Here is a 16,153-nt window from a genome sequence, read left to right on the forward strand (position 1 = left end):
GGAACGATGCTCAACATACTTGAAGACTTCAAACTCCAGGTCAACGCAAACCCGCAAATCCAGCGCATTGTCAAAAGCTGGGATACCGATATCGTGCTCGAAGAAAACGATACGGCGACCAGTTACTGGATGAATATCGATCGCGGCCAGATCGGCCAGATCCATCTCGGCGATATCGCCAATGGCAACGACAATCCGATCCGTATCGTCGGCGACGGCGCGACGCTCCGCGCGGTATTCGAGGGAAAAATCAACGGCATCCGGGCCAACAATGACGGATTGCTCGAGATCTATGGACAGATGAATGATCAGGTCAAGCTCGACGCGATTGCACTGATCCTGTGGGGAATCTGAGCGTGAAAAACGCTTTTGATGTCCTGAGGTTGTGCGCCATTGCGGTGGGCATGGCCATCACCATCAGTTGCAACACGGTGCTGGTCTCGCTGTTCCCGTTCGTGCAGGGGTCGGCATTGTTCGCCGCGCTCGGCATTGCCGGGCTGTGCATGGGCGTGATTGTCCTGTGCTTTACCGAGCTGGCATCGCGCTTTCCGGGAGCGATTGGCATCCGGGCATTTACCAAGGCGGCATTCGGCAACCGGTTTTCGCTGAGTATCACGCTGTTCTACGTCGTGATGATGATGATGATCGGCGGTCTTGAGGGCTATCTGTGTTACTTGCTGCTCTTGCAGGTCCTGTCCCCGCCAATTGCCGTGCTGGTATTGCTCGTGCTGGTCCTGTCGATACTGATGGTCAACCTGTCCGGCTATGAATTGTCGTTGAACCTGCAAATCGCCATTACCGTCGCCGTCGTCACGCTCATGCTGGTGCTGGCCGTCATGGCCTTTGCCGAGCCCGCAACCGGGACTCATCCGGCGGTGGCACCGACCAGGATTGACGGCTTGCTGGGCGCCGTGCCGCGTGCGCTGTTCCTGTTTGTCGGCATCGAATGGGCCGTCATGCATGTCTCGCGTCACGATGCGTTCCGCCGGACGCTGCCGATCGCACTGATCATTTCGGTGGCCACGATCGCACTGCTGTACGGCACTTTTGGCGCTGCCCTGCAAAAGCATTTCGTTGCGGCCGAACTGGGCAGCCTAGCGCTGCCTCACCTTGAACTGGCCCGTGTCATCGCCTCACCGGCCGCACTGTGGCTAGCGACCCTGGTCGGTTTGCTGGCCGTGCTCAGCTCGTTCAACGTGGGTTTGTCGGGTGCCGCGCGCATTCTGTACAGCCTGGCGCGCGAACGTGAAATTCCGGCTTGGTTCGCGCAATTGCACGGGCCGAGGCTGAGCCCGAGAAACGCCATGCTGTTCATTTCGGCAGGCGTGATGCTGATGGCGCCGCTGATGGCAGCACCGGTACTGAATACCTCGCTGAGCCGTCTGTTCAGCGCTCACCTCGTTGCCGTTTACGCGCTGATTCTGTTGGCCTGGCTGAAAATCCGCCGGCAGCCGGATCGGCGCGGGGTGAAGCAACCGCTGCATCCGCTGATTGTCTGGCCCACGATGCTTTTCCTTGCCGTCATTGGTGTCGGTGTCATTGCCGAGCCGGAGGCAAAAATCGCACGCCTCATCCTCCTGGGTGAATTGGCAGTCATCGGCGCGATTTGCACCTATCTGTACCGTCCTACTTTGATAAAAGCCTGAGGAAACCGAAAGTGATTGAATCCGTTGCTGCTGAATCGCCGAGCAAGAGCGTTACGTCTGAGGTTTTGGCTCAGGAGAAATTCGTTGCCGACGACTGGGATCCGTCCCGTTTCGATGTCCAGCACTGGCTCGAGCGTGCACCGTGGCGCACGCTCAGGGATACGCGTTACGGCATTCGGCCAGATATCGGTGTGACCCACCATGCGGTCCATGACGACAAGCTCGTCAACCAGATCTACAAGCTGGACATTGCCACGTTCCTGACCGCTGAACGCGTCTCCTATACCGGCATTGCCAAGCTCATGCAGCACGCGCCCGATGAGGCTTCGCAGGTTTTCCTCGCGACGCAGACGGTCGACGAAACGCGGCATTACGAAGTGTTCTGTGAGCGTTTGGCACAGTTCGGCGTCTCGCCGCAGCAGCGCGACCAATTGATGGAAGACATGACGACGAAGGAGTTGCGTTCCTTCTATGACCTGATCCGCGAACAGGTCGACAAGGGTGATTTTGCCGCGGCGATGATGGCGCACAACATCATTCTCGAAGGAATGGCCTATCCGATTTACCGTTACGAATCGGCCTACTGGTCGGTCTTCGACCCGAGCCTGTCCCAGCTGATTCGCGGCGCATTCTCGGACGAAGTCCATCACGTCCGCTTCGGCGAGGCCATCATCAGCCGGTATACGAAGCTGGGCGATGCGTCACGCAACCGGATGCAGCGGCTGGCTTCCGAATTCCACAAGCTGATGACCGACGTCTTCGAATCTTCCATTCAGCACTACATCCACCTCTATCAGCTGGTCACCGACCAGTACATGGAAGAGGTGGGCGATATCGAAATCTTCCAGGGCAAGAAAATTCGTGATGTTTCGGAAAAGGATCAGGCCTACATCCTGATGGAGCAGATCCAGCAAGAGCATCAAAACCGGATGCAGCGCATCGGCTTGTAACCCACAGAAGCTCAATTGCCATGTCACCTTATATCGCGTTCTTCCTGCCTGCGCTGACGTGCTACGGAACATATGCCATGTGGCCGGGCGCCTATGGCGGCCTTGCTTTTGTCTATGCGGCCATCGTGTTCATTTTCGGCGCCATTCCGCTGGCCGATTGGGTGGCAAGCCGGGGTACGAAGGATGGCGCGCGCGCGGCGACGGTTCGCCCGATCAGCGAGGTGCTGATCGTGGCGATGAGCCTGCCTTTGCAGATCGGCAATATCTTCTTTTTTGCCTGGTATGTGACGACCCATGATCTGAACGGCTACGAGGCGGCTGCCTTGCTGTTCATTGCCGGCATTTTTTCCGCCTTGTACGCGCAGAACCCTGCCCATGAACTGATTCACCACCGTAACCGTCTGGAGCGGGTGATCGGCATCCTGCTCTTTTCGACCAGCCTTTATTCCGGTGCAAAACTGGCCCACGTTCACAGCCATCATCTGCTTGTGGCCACCGACCGCGACCCCACCTCCGCCAAGTACGGGCAATCGCTGTACGGCTTTCTGCCCAAGGCGATTGCGGTGAACCTGTTCGGCTGGTGGGGCAGGAAAGGGGACGGCTTCGTCAAGGTGCCGCTGTTCCAGCGCCGGATCGTCTGGGAAAACCTGTTCGGTTATGCAATGAGCGCGATTTGGGCTGCGCTGATCTTTTCACTGTTCGGTGCAGTAGGGCTGGTGTTTTTCCTGCTCCAGTCCATGATCGGCATTCTGGTCCTGGAAATGATGAATTACATCGGCCATTACGGGCTGGAACGGCGTGTCGATGCAGCCGGCCAGATGGAGACGGTGACTGCTTGCCACGCTTGGGACTGCGATCTGCCGTTCAGCAATCTGGTGCTGATTTCGGTGCAGAAGCACGCGGATCACCACGTCAACCCGAACAAGCCGTACGGCGAATTGCAATGCCTGCCCGACAGCCCGCGCTTGCCGCTCAGCTATCCGCTGCTGTTCATCCTGACGCTGATGCCTGGCCTCTGGCGCCGGCTGATCCATCCTCGGCTCGATGCATACCGTGCTGCGCATGGTCGCGATGACAATCGATCGGGAGGAGGATCGCCGAGCAGTACCCCGGTCGAACTGAGTTTCGCATCGCCGGAGCTGGATTTCGGGCGCTGCGACCCGGCCCGCTGGAATGGCGGATCGGTCGTCAAAAGCCATTTCTGGAACACGATGTCGAGCTTGCTGCCCAATATCGAGTTCTGTGCGATTCGCAGTCTGATGCCTTTGGCTTCGCAAATTCATGATGGCAAATTGCAACGCGAGGTCCGGCAGTTCTGCGATCAGGAAGCCAATCACGGCACCGTGCATTCCCGGTTCAACCGCGAATGCCTGCACTTGGCCTATCCGGCGCTTGCAAGCATGGAAGATTGGGAGCGCAAAGTCTTCTCGTTCTTCTCGCGGGTACTGCCCCAAAACCTGTTCCTGTCCCTTTTTGTCGCAGTGGAGCACTGGACCGCAGCATTCGCACAGTATGGACTGGACAATATCGACGAATGGTTTCCCGACTGCGATCCGGTAATGCTGAAACTATGGGAATGGCATGCGGTCGAGGAACTGGCGCACAAATCGGTGTGCTTTGATATTTACCGATACCTGGGTGGGCGCTATTTCGGCATGGTTATCGGCATGTTCATCCTGTTGGGTACCGTCATGCTGCCCGGCATCATATTGCGGCTTGGTTATCTCCTGTGGAAGGATGCACCGCTATTGAAACTGTCAACGTACGCTTCGCTGCTGAGTTACCTGTTCGGCTGGCACGGCATTTTTACCCGGACGACATCGGATTTTCTGAAATATTTCAGTCCGAGCTACAAACCGTGGGATGTGGATAGTCTGCCGCTGATCAACGCATACCTGCAAAAGGAACAGGCAGAACCGGCCTTATAAAATCTTGGCGATGGCTTGAGTTCTGTTGCAAACCTGAAGCTTGATCAATATGCGCTGAACATGATTTTTTACCGTTGATTCGGCAACGCCCAGAATATAGGAAATCTCGGAATTGGTTTTTCCGAGCCGAATGAACCCCAGGATTTCCCGCTCACGAGGTGTCAGCGTGCTGATCGACATATTCTTGTTTTGCTGGCTTTCGTCGAAGGCGAGGCGGTTCAGCACGCCGTGCAGGATGGCCGTGACGACGGACAGTCCTGTCCGGAGTGCGTCGTGATTTTTGGCATCCAGTGCAATTTTGGGATCGGTGACGCAAACGTAGGTCAGGGCACCATCTCGTGCTTCAAAGTTGGTTGAGCCAACGACCAAGGAAACCCCTTTTTGCCTGAACAATGAATGCCAAAGGGCATCGTCATCGCCCGAAGACAAATCATGCATGATCGGGGCCTTGGCATGATGCGACTCGTTGAGCAGTGGCATCGTCAGAAACTGGTCCTTGATCTCGAGTGTCTTGATCAGGATGTCGGGGAAGTGCGGGGAAACAAAATATGGCGTCATCGACAGGTTTGGCATCATCCGGCCAAACCCGATGAAGACGCTGCTGGCGCCACAATGCTCCAGGAAATGGGAGTTCGCCCATTGCGCCAGCTGCTGCCTGTTACTTATCTGCGTCAGTCGGTCGATGACGCCTAGCATATTCATATTGTACATTTGTGTATCTGTCAGTTTCTTGTGATCAGGAAGTCATCCGCCCGAGGGCGAAACATCGTCTCCACGCGGTCTCCCACCAGCGTTGCGGCTGTGTGTCCCCATGAAATCAATCATTTATGAATGAAATTCATGATGGATGCGAATTAACGGACGAGACTCTTCCGTGATGAAGCGCTTGCGCTCCCCAATTTAGTGCTTACTACATTCTGATCAAGTATGCAACTGCAGCGTAATTGCTGGTGATGGTGATGGCAAATGTCTCGAATATGCTGTTGTAATTAAGCTGTCGGTCCATATTGGCATTCCATTGTCTGGTTATTTTATGACGTCCTTATATAACAACGCGTTACGTCATCTGCCGTTGGTAGGCGACAGAAGGTATGCGTTGTCAGAGAGGGATGCTGACGGTGGGACCGAGGGCAGGTAATCCGCAGCGCTGTGATTGCATAAGGATCTTCTGCGTTGAGGTTGTGCTTGGCTGCGCCCTGGCTTTGCACCAGCCCGGCCAGCCTCCACCTTGAAAAGGATCGACGACTTCGATCTTTTCGGGCTTTCCTGGCCTGAGCAGCCTGCAGAATGAGGCGGTTTACCTGACCGCTATCGACTTGCGAAGTCACGTGTCCTGTCGGCGCCGCAACTTCGAGAGAGCAGGCGTAGTCTGCGGTCAGCCGGACTCGAGGTAGAGAATCCGTCCGAGTCTGCCGAAAGCTGGGATGGCATGACCCGCCCGGCAGGAAGGCAGGAAAAGCTGCGGGCTTCGTCGCCACCAGCCTGGATTTCCGGAATGTTTTATTCCTCGTTCTTCAGCAGGCGGTCATTTGGCGCAATCTATACCACCGGAATGTTGTACCGACCGGGCGGTACTGAGCACTGTGTGTCCGGATAAATCTCGATTGCTCGTATTACCGAATGCCATGCCCGATATGGCTCGTCCGTTGCATGAGCAGATACCTCTGTCAGTCGAACAGAGTGCCGAAATTTCCGGCTCTAAATATATTCAATGGAAAAGGCCGTCAACCACAAGGTTGTGGTCTTTTCTTATTGCACCTGTTCGAAAGCCGGGTGGCCAATGCGAATGCGCCTTTCATTCCTGATGAAATGGCGAGGGTTCACAAGCAGACACAAGAGGGAGTCGTATGACAGCGTGCATGTTTGCACCGATTCCGCCTCAGCCTGGCGCGACGGGGCCAAGTCAGCATCCGGAAATCGGCTGAGGCTGGTCAGAAAACAAACGCTCGAATTGCACCGTCCGGCACCGATAGATGGATGTTCCTCTAGTTGTTGACTCAAATCTTACGTGATTCTTTTGTAATTTCAGCGTAAAAGGCGTTGATTGATCGAAAGAAGCCGCCGATTGCAGGCTGCCACAGTGTGTGAAGTGCATGAACAAACAGTGCAAATTCCGATTCTGCTTGTACTGCTGTGCACCATTCAGCATCAGCAAATGCGTCGTGCCACGCCTGTCGAGACTCAGCAAGGACGAAAGATCGCTTGACAAATAAACAACAGAAAATTTGATCAAAATTAACGGTATAACTGACAGCTATGACCATGTCGTAAGATCAATTCGGCAACTTCTTACTCTGGAGTTGTCTTTTTTTCTAAACAATCGTTTGCAAAAGGGTATTTAACTATGCGTTTGCTTTCCCTGAATGAAATGAATGCGGTGGCTGGTGGCGCTACTGAAGTGCGTCTGTCCTTTGAAGGCCCGGGTACCGACCTGACCATTCCGCCGACTTCTGGCGGCGGCGGCAGCACCGGCGGTGGCAGCACCGGCGGCAACCCCACCGAAGTGAAGTATTCGTGGGAAGCCTAATTCGGCCATTTCAGCGGGCAGATGCCGCTGAATAAATGACCGTGTGAAAGGGCCGGGCATGCCCGGCTCTTTCCCCATGAAAGTGGAAAGTCCCGGATTGTCGCCAAAGCACGGGCGAGCCCAAGAAGATTGTCCGGGTAGACCGCACATTACGCCAATCGAGGCGAGTTAAATTTGAACTCAATGTTTTCAGGTATCCGTCGGGTAGCTAAATAAAACAAACGAAGCAGCTTCTCTGATCGTGCAGTAAGGCAATAAATAAGCACGGGTTTGTTCGGATTGATATGACAGATTTGTATAGAAAAGAAGCCCTGGAAAATACGGACTCGCAGAACTTGGGGTCCATTGTGCTGGCACGCCCATTCGGACTTCGCGCCATTGCCATTGCAGCAGCCATTCTGATCGTTTCACTTGTGGCCATGGCCACGCTGACAAGCTATACCCGAAAAATTTCGGTGCAGGGTAGCCTGCAGCCGGATCATGGCGAACTGAAGATACTGGCCACGTCCAGCGGCATTGTGATGGAAATAAAAGCGCAGGAGGGCGTGAAAGTAAGGCCCAGGCAAACGCTATTTGCCATTTCCAACGAGCGCTTCGCCAAGGCGCCAGTACAGGCATCACTCAGCAAATCGGTCGAGGACAAGATATCCAGTCTGAACAAGGAACAGTTTCTGGATGCCGAGTCGGCAGTGAACAAAAGAAACACGCTGCGCGAAAAGCTGGTTGCTCTGAAAGGAAGCTATATGCTGCTTCAGGAAAAGCGTGAAGTGCAACAACGGAAGTTCGACATCATCAACCAGAGCTACAAGAAGCAGATCGAGTTGAAAGACAGTGGTTTCATCTCGGACATGGGGCTCAAGCAGAAGGAACAGGAGCTGATTGATCAGGAGGCCCAACTGGTTGATCTGAAAAAGGCGACGCTGGAACTGGACGCAGAAATAAAAAGCGTTTTGACCCAGGATCAGGCGCTGACCTTGGCCCAGAAAAAAGAAAAGGAAGAGTTGCTGCGGGTAATCGGATCTGCAAAGACGGATTTGATTCAGAGCGAAGCCAACCAGGAAACCAGCATCATTGCTCCTACCGGCGGCGAACTGGTTTCACTGTTGGTGATGAAGGGACAGTTTGTTGCTCCGGGACAGCTGCTGGCCAGCATCTATCCGGATGGTGCAACGCTTGAAGCCGTCCTGTATGTGCCGTCCGCCGCGATCGGATTCGTAAAGAAAGGCTCGGTCGTCAATCTGAAATACGACTCGTATCCCTATCAGAAGTTTGGATCACCCAAGGGGAAGGTCAAGAAGATTTCCAAAATTGCCATTGCATCCGGTGAATTGAAAAACGAGATGGTCAATCGGGGCTTCTTTTACAAGCTGATCGTCGAACTGCCGCGGCAGGATATTGAAACTTACGGTGTCATGTCCGAGTTGCGTGCGGGGATGGCCGTGCAGGCTGAAATAGAAGTGGAAACTCGCAAACTGTACGAATGGATACTGGATCCGATTTTTAGTTTGAAAGAAAGCGCATAAGATGAAACTGGACTTAGGCTTCAAATTGAGCCCCGCACATCATCTGCCGGTGATCTATCAGTCCGAGGCATCCGAGTGTTCACTGGCATGCCTGGCCATGATGGCGAGATATTATCGCTACGATATCGATCTGTACCATATCCGGAAGAAAATCAACGTAACCCTGAACGGGTTGACACTGGCTGGCGTCAATAGCGTCGCGATGGATCTGGGATTCAACAGTCGCGCGATCCGGCTGGATATCGACGAATTTGCAGAAGTCAAGTTGCCGATCATTCTGCACTGGGATTTCAATCATTATGTTGTCCTGAAAAGCATTCAGGGCGACAAGTTCACCATCCATGATCCGGCCGACGGCCTCATTGAACTGAGCAAAGCCGAATTCAGCAAGAAATTCACCGGTGTGGCGCTGGAACTCTGGCCCAGCAGCACGTTCGAGGAGAAAAAAGAACGGCAGAAAGTTTCGCTCGGATCGTTGATCGGTACCGTGGCGGGCCTGAAGGGCATCGTCGCAAGAATACTTCTGGTGGCCTTGGCACTCGAATTGCTATCACTGGTTGTACCGCTGTTCGGGCAGTGGGTCATCGATAATGTGATCCCCAGCAGCGATCGCGGTCTGCTTTTGATACTAAGTGCAGGGTTCGTCATTGTCTGCCTGATGGTCGGTACGGTTAAGGCCATCCGCGACTGGTACATCCTGCATGCGAGCATCCATATCAGTCTGCAATGGTCGGTCAATTTGTACCGGAAGCTGCTGAGCCTGCCGATCGACTTCTTTGAAAAACGAAACGCCGGCGATGTCGTTTCCAAGTTCCGCTCATTCAGAAGCATTCAGGAGACCATTTCCGGGGCTTTGCTCGGCGCACTATTCGATGGCGTCATGGCCATCGGCATGCTGATCTTGATGGTGGTCTACAGTCCGTCCTTGACCCTGATCACCGTGCTGGCCACGCTGTTGTACATAGCCATCCGGATTGCACTGATCTCGCCTTTGAAACAGGCAACCGAGAAATTCATCGTCACATCCGCAAATTCGGACAATCATTTTCTTGAGACCATTCGCGGTGTGCGCAGCATCAAGATGAACGGGATGGGAGATGCCCGGAAGTCGTCCTGGTTCAATCTGGCCGTGGATATGGCCAACGCGGAGGCGAACTCGAAGAAGCTGCACATACTTTACGATCTGGTAAACGGCCTGATTTTCGGGGTGCAGGCCGTTCTGGTCGTGGCGATCGGTGCGCAGCTCGTGATGAATCAATCCCTGTCGATCGGCATGCTGATTGCGTACATTGCATTCAGCAGCCAGTTCATCTCGCGTCTGGCTTCATTTGTCGATATGGTCGTTTCGATGAAAATGCTCGGCGTTCATTGCGAAAGGCTGGCCGATATTGCGCTCAATGAGTCGGAGGAGTATCAGGACATCGACAAGGTGGATCGGCACATCGACTCTTATTCGATTGCGGTCAGGAACCTGAGCTTCAAGTATTCGGAGAAAGACGAGCCGATCCTGTCCGGGATCAACTTCGATGTTGCGGAAGGCGAGTCCGTGGCCATTATCGGGCAGTCCGGTTGCGGAAAAACGACGCTGCTGAAAATATTGACCGGTATCCTGAAGCCGACGTCGGGGCAGATCGTCTTTGGCGATGTCGATTCGTCAAAAGTCAAACTGAAGCAGCTGCGCGGATTGGTTGCCGTGGTCATGCAGGATGATCAGCTGTTGTCGGGGTCCATCAAGGACAATATCGTGATGTTTTCGGCGCAGCATGATGGCGAAAGGCTGATCGAAGTTTGCCAGCTTGCCGGGATTCATTCGCAGATTCTCAAAATGCCAATGCAATACTACACATTGGTTGGCGATATGGGGACAACGCTGTCCGGTGGGCAGAAGCAGCGCATCCTGCTGGCAAGAGCGTTGTATCAGCAGCCCAAATTCCTGTTTCTGGACGAAGCGACCAGCCATCTCGATGTCGACAGCGAGCAGTGCGTCAACGAATCGATCAAAAGAATGCGTATTACCCGGTTGATCATTGCCCACCGGCCGGAAACCATCAGGTCGGCGGATCGCGTGATCGATTTAAGCCGCATCAACGAAGCCTTCAGTAAAGCGAGCAGCCATGTTTGAAGCATTTGCAACGTCCAGGTTTGTCACTGAAGAAAATACGCCGCTTTACAGGAATTTCTTGCCTGAAGCATCGTTCCTGAAGTTTGAAGCCTGCAGGCTGCGCAATGCCAGCATTGCATGGATCAACTTTGATCTGATGACCGAGCTGGGCATCGCGATTCAAACGACGGCGGACATCGATGCATTGAAGACGGCGTTGCTGGAGTCGTTTGCATACATGATTCCGAACGAGCGTGACGATCCGGCTGCATTCGATTTGAACGACAGACGCGAATTTCTGGCCGAACGCTATGGTGATTTCGGCGAGCAATGCAATGGTGGTGGCGTGCGCTGCGGGCTGAATGGCCACTTTCAATCCAAGGGAATCGGCCGATCGCTGCTGGTCGGCCGGCAGATGGACTTCTGGCATACCCATGGTGGCGCAACGATTGAGGAAGGCATTCGCGAAGCCATCTGGAGCGAGGTATTCAACCAGGAGTTGCCTTTCGGCGCGGTACGGATACTGGCCGTCATTGCAACGGGCAAATCGACGGCATTCGATTACGGTCTGCTCAGGAAGGAAGGGCAGACCGAGCCACCCGGCGGCCTGATGATCAGGCAGGCCAATCTCAGGCCTGCACATTATCAGCGGGCGCCTTTTTACAAGCCGCAGAAAGAGCTGGGTGCGCATTTCGTACATGACGCGGTTCGTACCGAGCAAGCGATGGCGATGATGAGCAAGGCATTGTCGGTGCCGGATGAAGCGCCATTTGATGAAGTCATCGGGGCATTGAGGGCAACATCGGAAAAATTCGCCAAGCAGGTGGCGTACTCCAGAATGCTGCGCCTTGCACACGGCTCGCTGACGCAGGGAAACATCGAACTTGGCGGGAAGTACATCGATTTCGGCACTTCATCGGCATTGAGTGGCTATGGCAACCCGATTCTCTCACGCGGTTTTCCTGCAATCTGGCATGAGGCGCAGCAGCTGGCCGGCAACGTAACGTCGCTGGTTTTTTACGCCAACAAGTACCTGAATCCCGATATCACGACCGATGTGCCGGCGATGTCGCTGGAGGTCGAGCGGAACTACAGCAAGCACTACGATCAGGGCATCGTGCAGGCTTCGCTTGTCATCGCGGGCTTTCCTTTGTCCGTTCTGGTCGAAAACGAACAGAGCACCGAGCTGGGGAATCTGATTGTTGCGCTCGCCAGGGACGGCACGCTGGACGACGAGCCGCTGGGGGCCATTCCCGATTCATTGGGGGGCTGTGACATTACCGGTTTCCTCAAGCTGGCTGCCAGTCAGGGGGAGGCACTAGCCGTCGATCAGTGCGCGAGTGATGTGCAGAAATATCATGCGATAGAAAGATTGGTAGAGCTGTATCGCGAAGTCTTTGCCGGTGCAAAAACGGTGATGTCGAGCATGGGTATTGCCGAGCCGGCGTTCAAGCGGTTGCTTGCCGGACGTATCGATCAGTTTGCGGCCGATTTGTCGGCGCTTTACCGGGACCGGTTGCAGGGCAACATCAATGAATTGATCGACACGCACCCGGTCGGTGATGAACTGCTTTCGGCCATGACGGCCTTTGTATCCGGCGTGCTGGACCAAACCATCCGTACACGTGCCTTCTGGAGCGAGTTCGAGTACTGCCGTCAATTCGTTACGCTGGTACCGGGTCTTGCGTATCGCGCGGAGATTTACAGCGCGCCAGGTTCACGCGACATTTTCCGATATGTGCTGTCCGACGGTTATTTTCCGAAAGATTGCTTGAACGACAATTTCCAGTTGAGGCATGGCAATCAGATCGTTCATCCCGTTCGTGTCGGAAAGCACTGGGTGGCTGATTTTGAAGTACCGATCGTGCTGGAGGCGCTTCTCGTAGAGGTGCCGCAGTTCAGTACCTGATACGGGTGATTTTCAATCAAGGCCGTTTTGTGCCAACTTCAGTGTTGTTCAATTTATTGCATGCCGGAGAGACCGATGTTGCAAATCAAGTTTGAGCCCGACTCTTTTGAGGAGGGGATTAGCCGGCAGGTCGGATTTGCAGCAAAAATCATGTCCGAGAACAAGAAATACATGCAGTTCCAGTTCGCGGCGATTCCGCAATGGATCAGGATGCCCGTACTGCATGAGCAGTGTAAGTTTTTCTTTGATGGCGGTGGCGATCCGGTCGGCTTCGTGACGTGGGCCATGGTATCGGAGAAGACGCTGGCAACCATTCTCAGAGACAAGGATTACATCCTGCATGCCAGCGAATGGAATGATGGCGAGATCATCTGGATCATGGATTTGTGTGTCAATCGCAATCACTTCAAGCCGGTGTTCCAGTACCTGAAAACATTCGATTTTGGCGGTCGGGACATTTATTCGGCAAAACGGAAGATTGATGGCTCTTTCATCAGAATGAAAAAATGGCGATAAAGTGTGCCGTCGCAGCGGCGCCCGATCAATTCTGGTCGTTGCTCGGGCAGTCGGTTGGTTCGGCCAGAATATTCCTGATCAGTACCCAGACGCATGGTTCGGGCAGCGATTACGCGCTGATGAGCCGCATCGTGAAATACCTGCATACCCGGCATGACTTCTCGGTGCTGTGTATGGCCAGCGGATTTTATGACGGTCTGAAAATAGAAGAGAACGCAGCGTCTTTGCCATTGCGATCACGGATCGAAGGGGCGCTTTTCCGCATGTATGCCAATGCCGAAGAGCTGGAAATCCTGTTCGACCATATCGAATCCAGTGCCGGTACGGGGAAGGCACTGCGTCTGGCCGGTGTCGATGTGCCGATGGGCGGGCACTATTCCAGGCAATGCCTGGTTTCCGAGCTGGTGGCGTATCTCGATACGAACCGCATTGACCGATTCGGGCTGGATGATTTTCTCGGGCTGTGTCAGGCGTATTTGTCGCTGGAACCGGTCGGGCATGCGGCGCGCAGGGAGATCATGCAGGACGGATTTTTCCGTCTCGACCAATCGTTGTCGGCTGAGGGTCTGCAGGGGGCTGATTTCTGGAGGCTGATGGTTGAAAACCTGAAGGCGCGCTATGCGTTTACCGAATTAGGGCAGTCGCGTGATCTGCAGATGGCCAACAATTTCCGCTATCTTTACGAATCGCGGCACAGCGGCGAGAAAGTCATACTGTGGGGGCATGCCTGCCATGATTTGCCGATGGAAGGCAATCTGGGCGGATTTGTGAAGTCATGGTACGGCGACGATGTGTATGTCTGCCATTTGAGCGGTCAGGACGGCCAAATCGTCAATTTCGAAACGGGCGGCACTTTCGAAATTCCGGCCGCAGCACCGGGCTTCATCGAGGAAAAGTTGTCGTCTCTCGGGTTCGACACCGCGCTGGTCACCGCCATGCCGGCCAGACTCGATTGCGCTGCCGAGGCCCTTGATCTGGACGACGACATTCAGGTCCGGTTGCTGGCTTACTCCTCGTCCTGCCAGTTGAACCGGGTTTTTTCCAGTCCGGATGAACGCGGGCTGATCGACGCCATCGTGTTCACCAGGGATATCGTCCCGACCAGGCAAATTCGGCGCTGAATGAGCCTGGGCTGCTTCGCGGGATGAGGCGAACGGGCTCCGGACGCGCGTGCGGCGCCCGGATTCAGGCCGATGCCTTGCCGCGACGGTCGGTAATCCACTGCTTCACCTCGACGGTGAACGTATCCGGTGCTTTCCGGTACATCCTGCGCGCCAGGTCGAGGATGGTATGCCGACCCAGCTCCTCTTCCATGCGCTGCTGGGCGCTGTCCATCACGGCGCGGACGCCGCAGGGGCCGTCACAGGCCCACGCGGGTGGCGTCTCGTCGAACAGGGCCAGCCGCTGCCGGATTTCGCGGCATTCGAACGCCGACTTTCTTCCGTCGATGGCCTGCACCACGTCCAGCACGGTGATCAGTTCGCTGGCGCGTGCAAGCCGGAACCCGCCACCTTTGCCTTCCGAGCTGACCACCAGCCCGGCGCGGGAGAGGCTGGTGAAAATCTTGGCAAGGTAGTCGTACGGAACATTCTGCAGTTCCGCCATTTCGCGCACGCTCATTTCACGCCCGTTGCCCTTGGCATCGACCATGTTCATCAGGCTGTGAATGCCGTATTCCACGCCGGAACTGTAAAACGCCATCGGAGGCTCCGCTCAGGTTCTGTCTGGCTGATGATAGCGCAGGTACTCAGAAAGATCTTGTCGGAGTTAACTCGGACATGTACAGTGGGAGTTGTCGGGGCCGGCTGGCCCGAATACGCGAAAGGACACACCATGAAGCAACGCATTCTGATCATCGGCAGCGGTTTTGCCGGCATGTGGGCCGCTGTCGGCGCAGCGCGTCTGGCACACCTTCAGGGCCGTGATGATCTGGAGATTGCCGTGCTGTCACCGCGGCCCGAACTTCGGGTCCGGCCGCGCTTCTATGAAGCGAATGTCGCCAGGATGACGGCGGATCTTCAGCCCCTGTTTGCCGCGCTCGACATCCGTTTCATTGCCGGTAGCGTCGAGCAGCTCGAGAGCCGGGAAAAAGCGCTCTGGTACCGCAATGCGCAGGCCGAAAAGGTCCGCATCACTTACGACCGGCTGGTGCTTGCCGGCGGCAGCCACCTGCAGCATGCCGGCGTGAAGGGCATGGCCGAACACGCGTTCGACATCGACCAGATGGAGACCGCGCAGCGTCTTGAAGACCACCTCGCCGCACTGGCAAAACAGCCGGACAGCACGGCGCGCAATACCGTGGTGGTCTGCGGTGGCGGTTTTACCGGCATCGAACTGGCCACCGAACTGCCGTCACGGTTGAAATCGCTGTTCGGCAATGAAACGAATACCAAAGTGATCGTAGTTGAGCGCGGTTCCGTGATCGGCGGGCGCTACAGCGAAGCGCTGCGCGAGGTAATTCGCGAGGCCAGCGACGAACTCGGGGTGGAATGGCGGCTGAATACCGGCGTCGAAGTGGTGGATGCTGCCGGCGTCACGCTGCAGGACGGCAGCCGCATCGACGCAGCTACCGTGGTCTGGACCGCCGGGGTCAAGGCCAGCCCGCTCGGCGACGCCTTGGCTGCCGATCGTGATCCGCAGGGGCGTTTCATCGTCACGCCGGAGCTGCGAATCCCCGGTCACCCGGACATCTATGCCACCGGCGACATGGCGCATGCCAAAACGGACGACGTCGGCAACACGGCGCTGATGACCTGCCAGCATGCGATCCAGTTGGGCAAGTTTGCCGGGCACAACGTCGCGGCCAGCCTGCTGGGCGTCGACCCGCTGCCTTACCGGCAGGTGAACTACGTAACCTGCCTCGATCTGGGCGCTTGGGGGGCGGTGTACACGGAAGGGTGGGACCAGCAGGTGAAACTGGTCCGTGACGAGGCGAAGAAGCTCAAGATCGCCATCACCAACGAACTGATCTATCCGCCTGCAGCCGATCGCGATGCCGCCTTTGCAGCTGCCGACCCGCTGGCGAAATTCGTCTAGTTTTTCTGCCTCGTACC

13 protein-coding genes are annotated in these 16,153 nt (G+C 55.5%); 11 read left to right on the plus strand and 2 right to left on the minus strand.

Features of this window, described 5'->3' with window-relative positions; genetic code table 11:
* The first annotated feature begins 6 nt into the window (after positions 1 to 6).
* The 4 genes from JMJ54_RS14500 to JMJ54_RS14515 are packed head-to-tail and all read left to right on the plus strand — an operon-like array spanning position 7 to position 4,524.
* Complete coding sequence (locus tag JMJ54_RS14500) at positions 7 to 354, plus strand: hypothetical protein (protein WP_203539274.1); 348 nt, start codon at positions 7 to 9, stop codon at positions 352 to 354.
* Positions 355 to 356: 2 nt separating this feature from the next.
* A complete protein-coding gene (locus JMJ54_RS14505; RefSeq protein WP_203539275.1) occupies positions 357 to 1,646 on the plus strand; it encodes an APC family permease in 1,290 nt (429 codons plus the stop codon).
* An 11-nt stretch (positions 1,647 to 1,657) separates the two neighbouring features.
* Positions 1,658 to 2,596, plus strand: a complete 939-nt coding sequence (locus JMJ54_RS14510) for a ferritin-like domain-containing protein (RefSeq protein WP_203539276.1) — start codon at positions 1,658 to 1,660, stop codon at positions 2,594 to 2,596.
* 20 nt (positions 2,597 to 2,616) lie between these two features.
* A complete protein-coding gene (locus tag JMJ54_RS14515) occupies positions 2,617 to 4,524 on the plus strand; it encodes a metal-dependent hydrolase (RefSeq protein WP_203539277.1) in 1,908 nt (635 codons plus the stop codon).
* Here the strand turns inward: JMJ54_RS14515 and JMJ54_RS14520 are convergent.
* Entirely contained in the window at positions 4,519 to 5,235 is a 717-nt protein-coding gene (locus JMJ54_RS14520) for a helix-turn-helix transcriptional regulator (RefSeq protein WP_239000113.1), read from the minus strand. The genes JMJ54_RS14515 and JMJ54_RS14520 overlap by 6 nt on opposite strands.
* A gap of 1,633 nt (positions 5,236 to 6,868) precedes the next feature.
* Between JMJ54_RS14520 and JMJ54_RS14525 the strand changes: the two genes are divergently transcribed.
* From JMJ54_RS14525 to JMJ54_RS14550, 6 genes are all read left to right on the plus strand, one after another.
* Positions 6,869 to 7,051 carry a hypothetical protein gene (locus JMJ54_RS14525; protein WP_203539278.1) on the plus strand — a complete coding sequence of 61 codons (183 nt, stop codon included), beginning with the start codon at positions 6,869 to 6,871 and terminating at the stop codon, positions 7,049 to 7,051.
* Positions 7,052 to 7,335: 284 nt separating this feature from the next.
* Positions 7,336 to 8,574 carry an HlyD family secretion protein gene (locus tag JMJ54_RS14530; RefSeq protein WP_203539279.1) on the plus strand — a complete coding sequence of 413 codons (1,239 nt, stop codon included), beginning with the start codon at positions 7,336 to 7,338 and terminating at the stop codon, positions 8,572 to 8,574.
* Position 8,575: 1 nt separating this feature from the next.
* Positions 8,576 to 10,696, plus strand: a complete 2,121-nt coding sequence (locus tag JMJ54_RS14535; protein ID WP_203539280.1) for a peptidase domain-containing ABC transporter — start codon at positions 8,576 to 8,578, stop codon at positions 10,694 to 10,696.
* Positions 10,689 to 12,584: a hypothetical protein gene (locus JMJ54_RS14540; RefSeq protein ID WP_203539281.1), complete on the plus strand. Its 1,896-nt coding sequence runs from the start codon at positions 10,689 to 10,691 to the stop codon at positions 12,582 to 12,584. Before JMJ54_RS14535 ends, JMJ54_RS14540 begins: the two co-directional genes overlap by 8 nt.
* Before the next feature lie 75 nt (positions 12,585 to 12,659).
* Positions 12,660 to 13,100, plus strand: coding sequence for a toxin-activating lysine-acyltransferase (locus tag JMJ54_RS14545; RefSeq protein WP_203539282.1), 441 nt, complete (start codon positions 12,660 to 12,662; stop codon positions 13,098 to 13,100).
* Positions 13,091 to 14,221: an erythromycin esterase family protein gene (locus JMJ54_RS14550; protein WP_203539283.1), complete on the plus strand. Its 1,131-nt coding sequence runs from the start codon at positions 13,091 to 13,093 to the stop codon at positions 14,219 to 14,221. The genes JMJ54_RS14545 and JMJ54_RS14550 overlap by 10 nt, the downstream gene beginning before the upstream one ends.
* Before the next feature lie 64 nt (positions 14,222 to 14,285).
* On the opposite strand, the gene JMJ54_RS14555 is transcribed toward JMJ54_RS14550, so the two are convergent.
* Positions 14,286 to 14,801 (minus strand): RrF2 family transcriptional regulator, encoded by a 516-nt coding sequence (locus JMJ54_RS14555; protein ID WP_203539284.1) that lies wholly within the window; start codon positions 14,799 to 14,801, stop codon positions 14,286 to 14,288.
* Between the two features lie 132 nt (positions 14,802 to 14,933).
* Here JMJ54_RS14555 and JMJ54_RS14560 point away from each other — a divergent pair, with 132 nt between their 5' ends.
* Positions 14,934 to 16,136 carry an NAD(P)/FAD-dependent oxidoreductase gene (locus tag JMJ54_RS14560; RefSeq protein WP_203539285.1) on the plus strand — a complete coding sequence of 401 codons (1,203 nt, stop codon included), beginning with the start codon at positions 14,934 to 14,936 and terminating at the stop codon, positions 16,134 to 16,136.
* Positions 16,137 to 16,153 lie beyond the last annotated feature (17 nt).

It is taken from the genome of Jeongeupia naejangsanensis (genome assembly GCF_016865585.1).
GTDB classification, from domain to species: Bacteria; Pseudomonadota; Gammaproteobacteria; order Burkholderiales; family Chitinibacteraceae; genus Jeongeupia; species Jeongeupia naejangsanensis.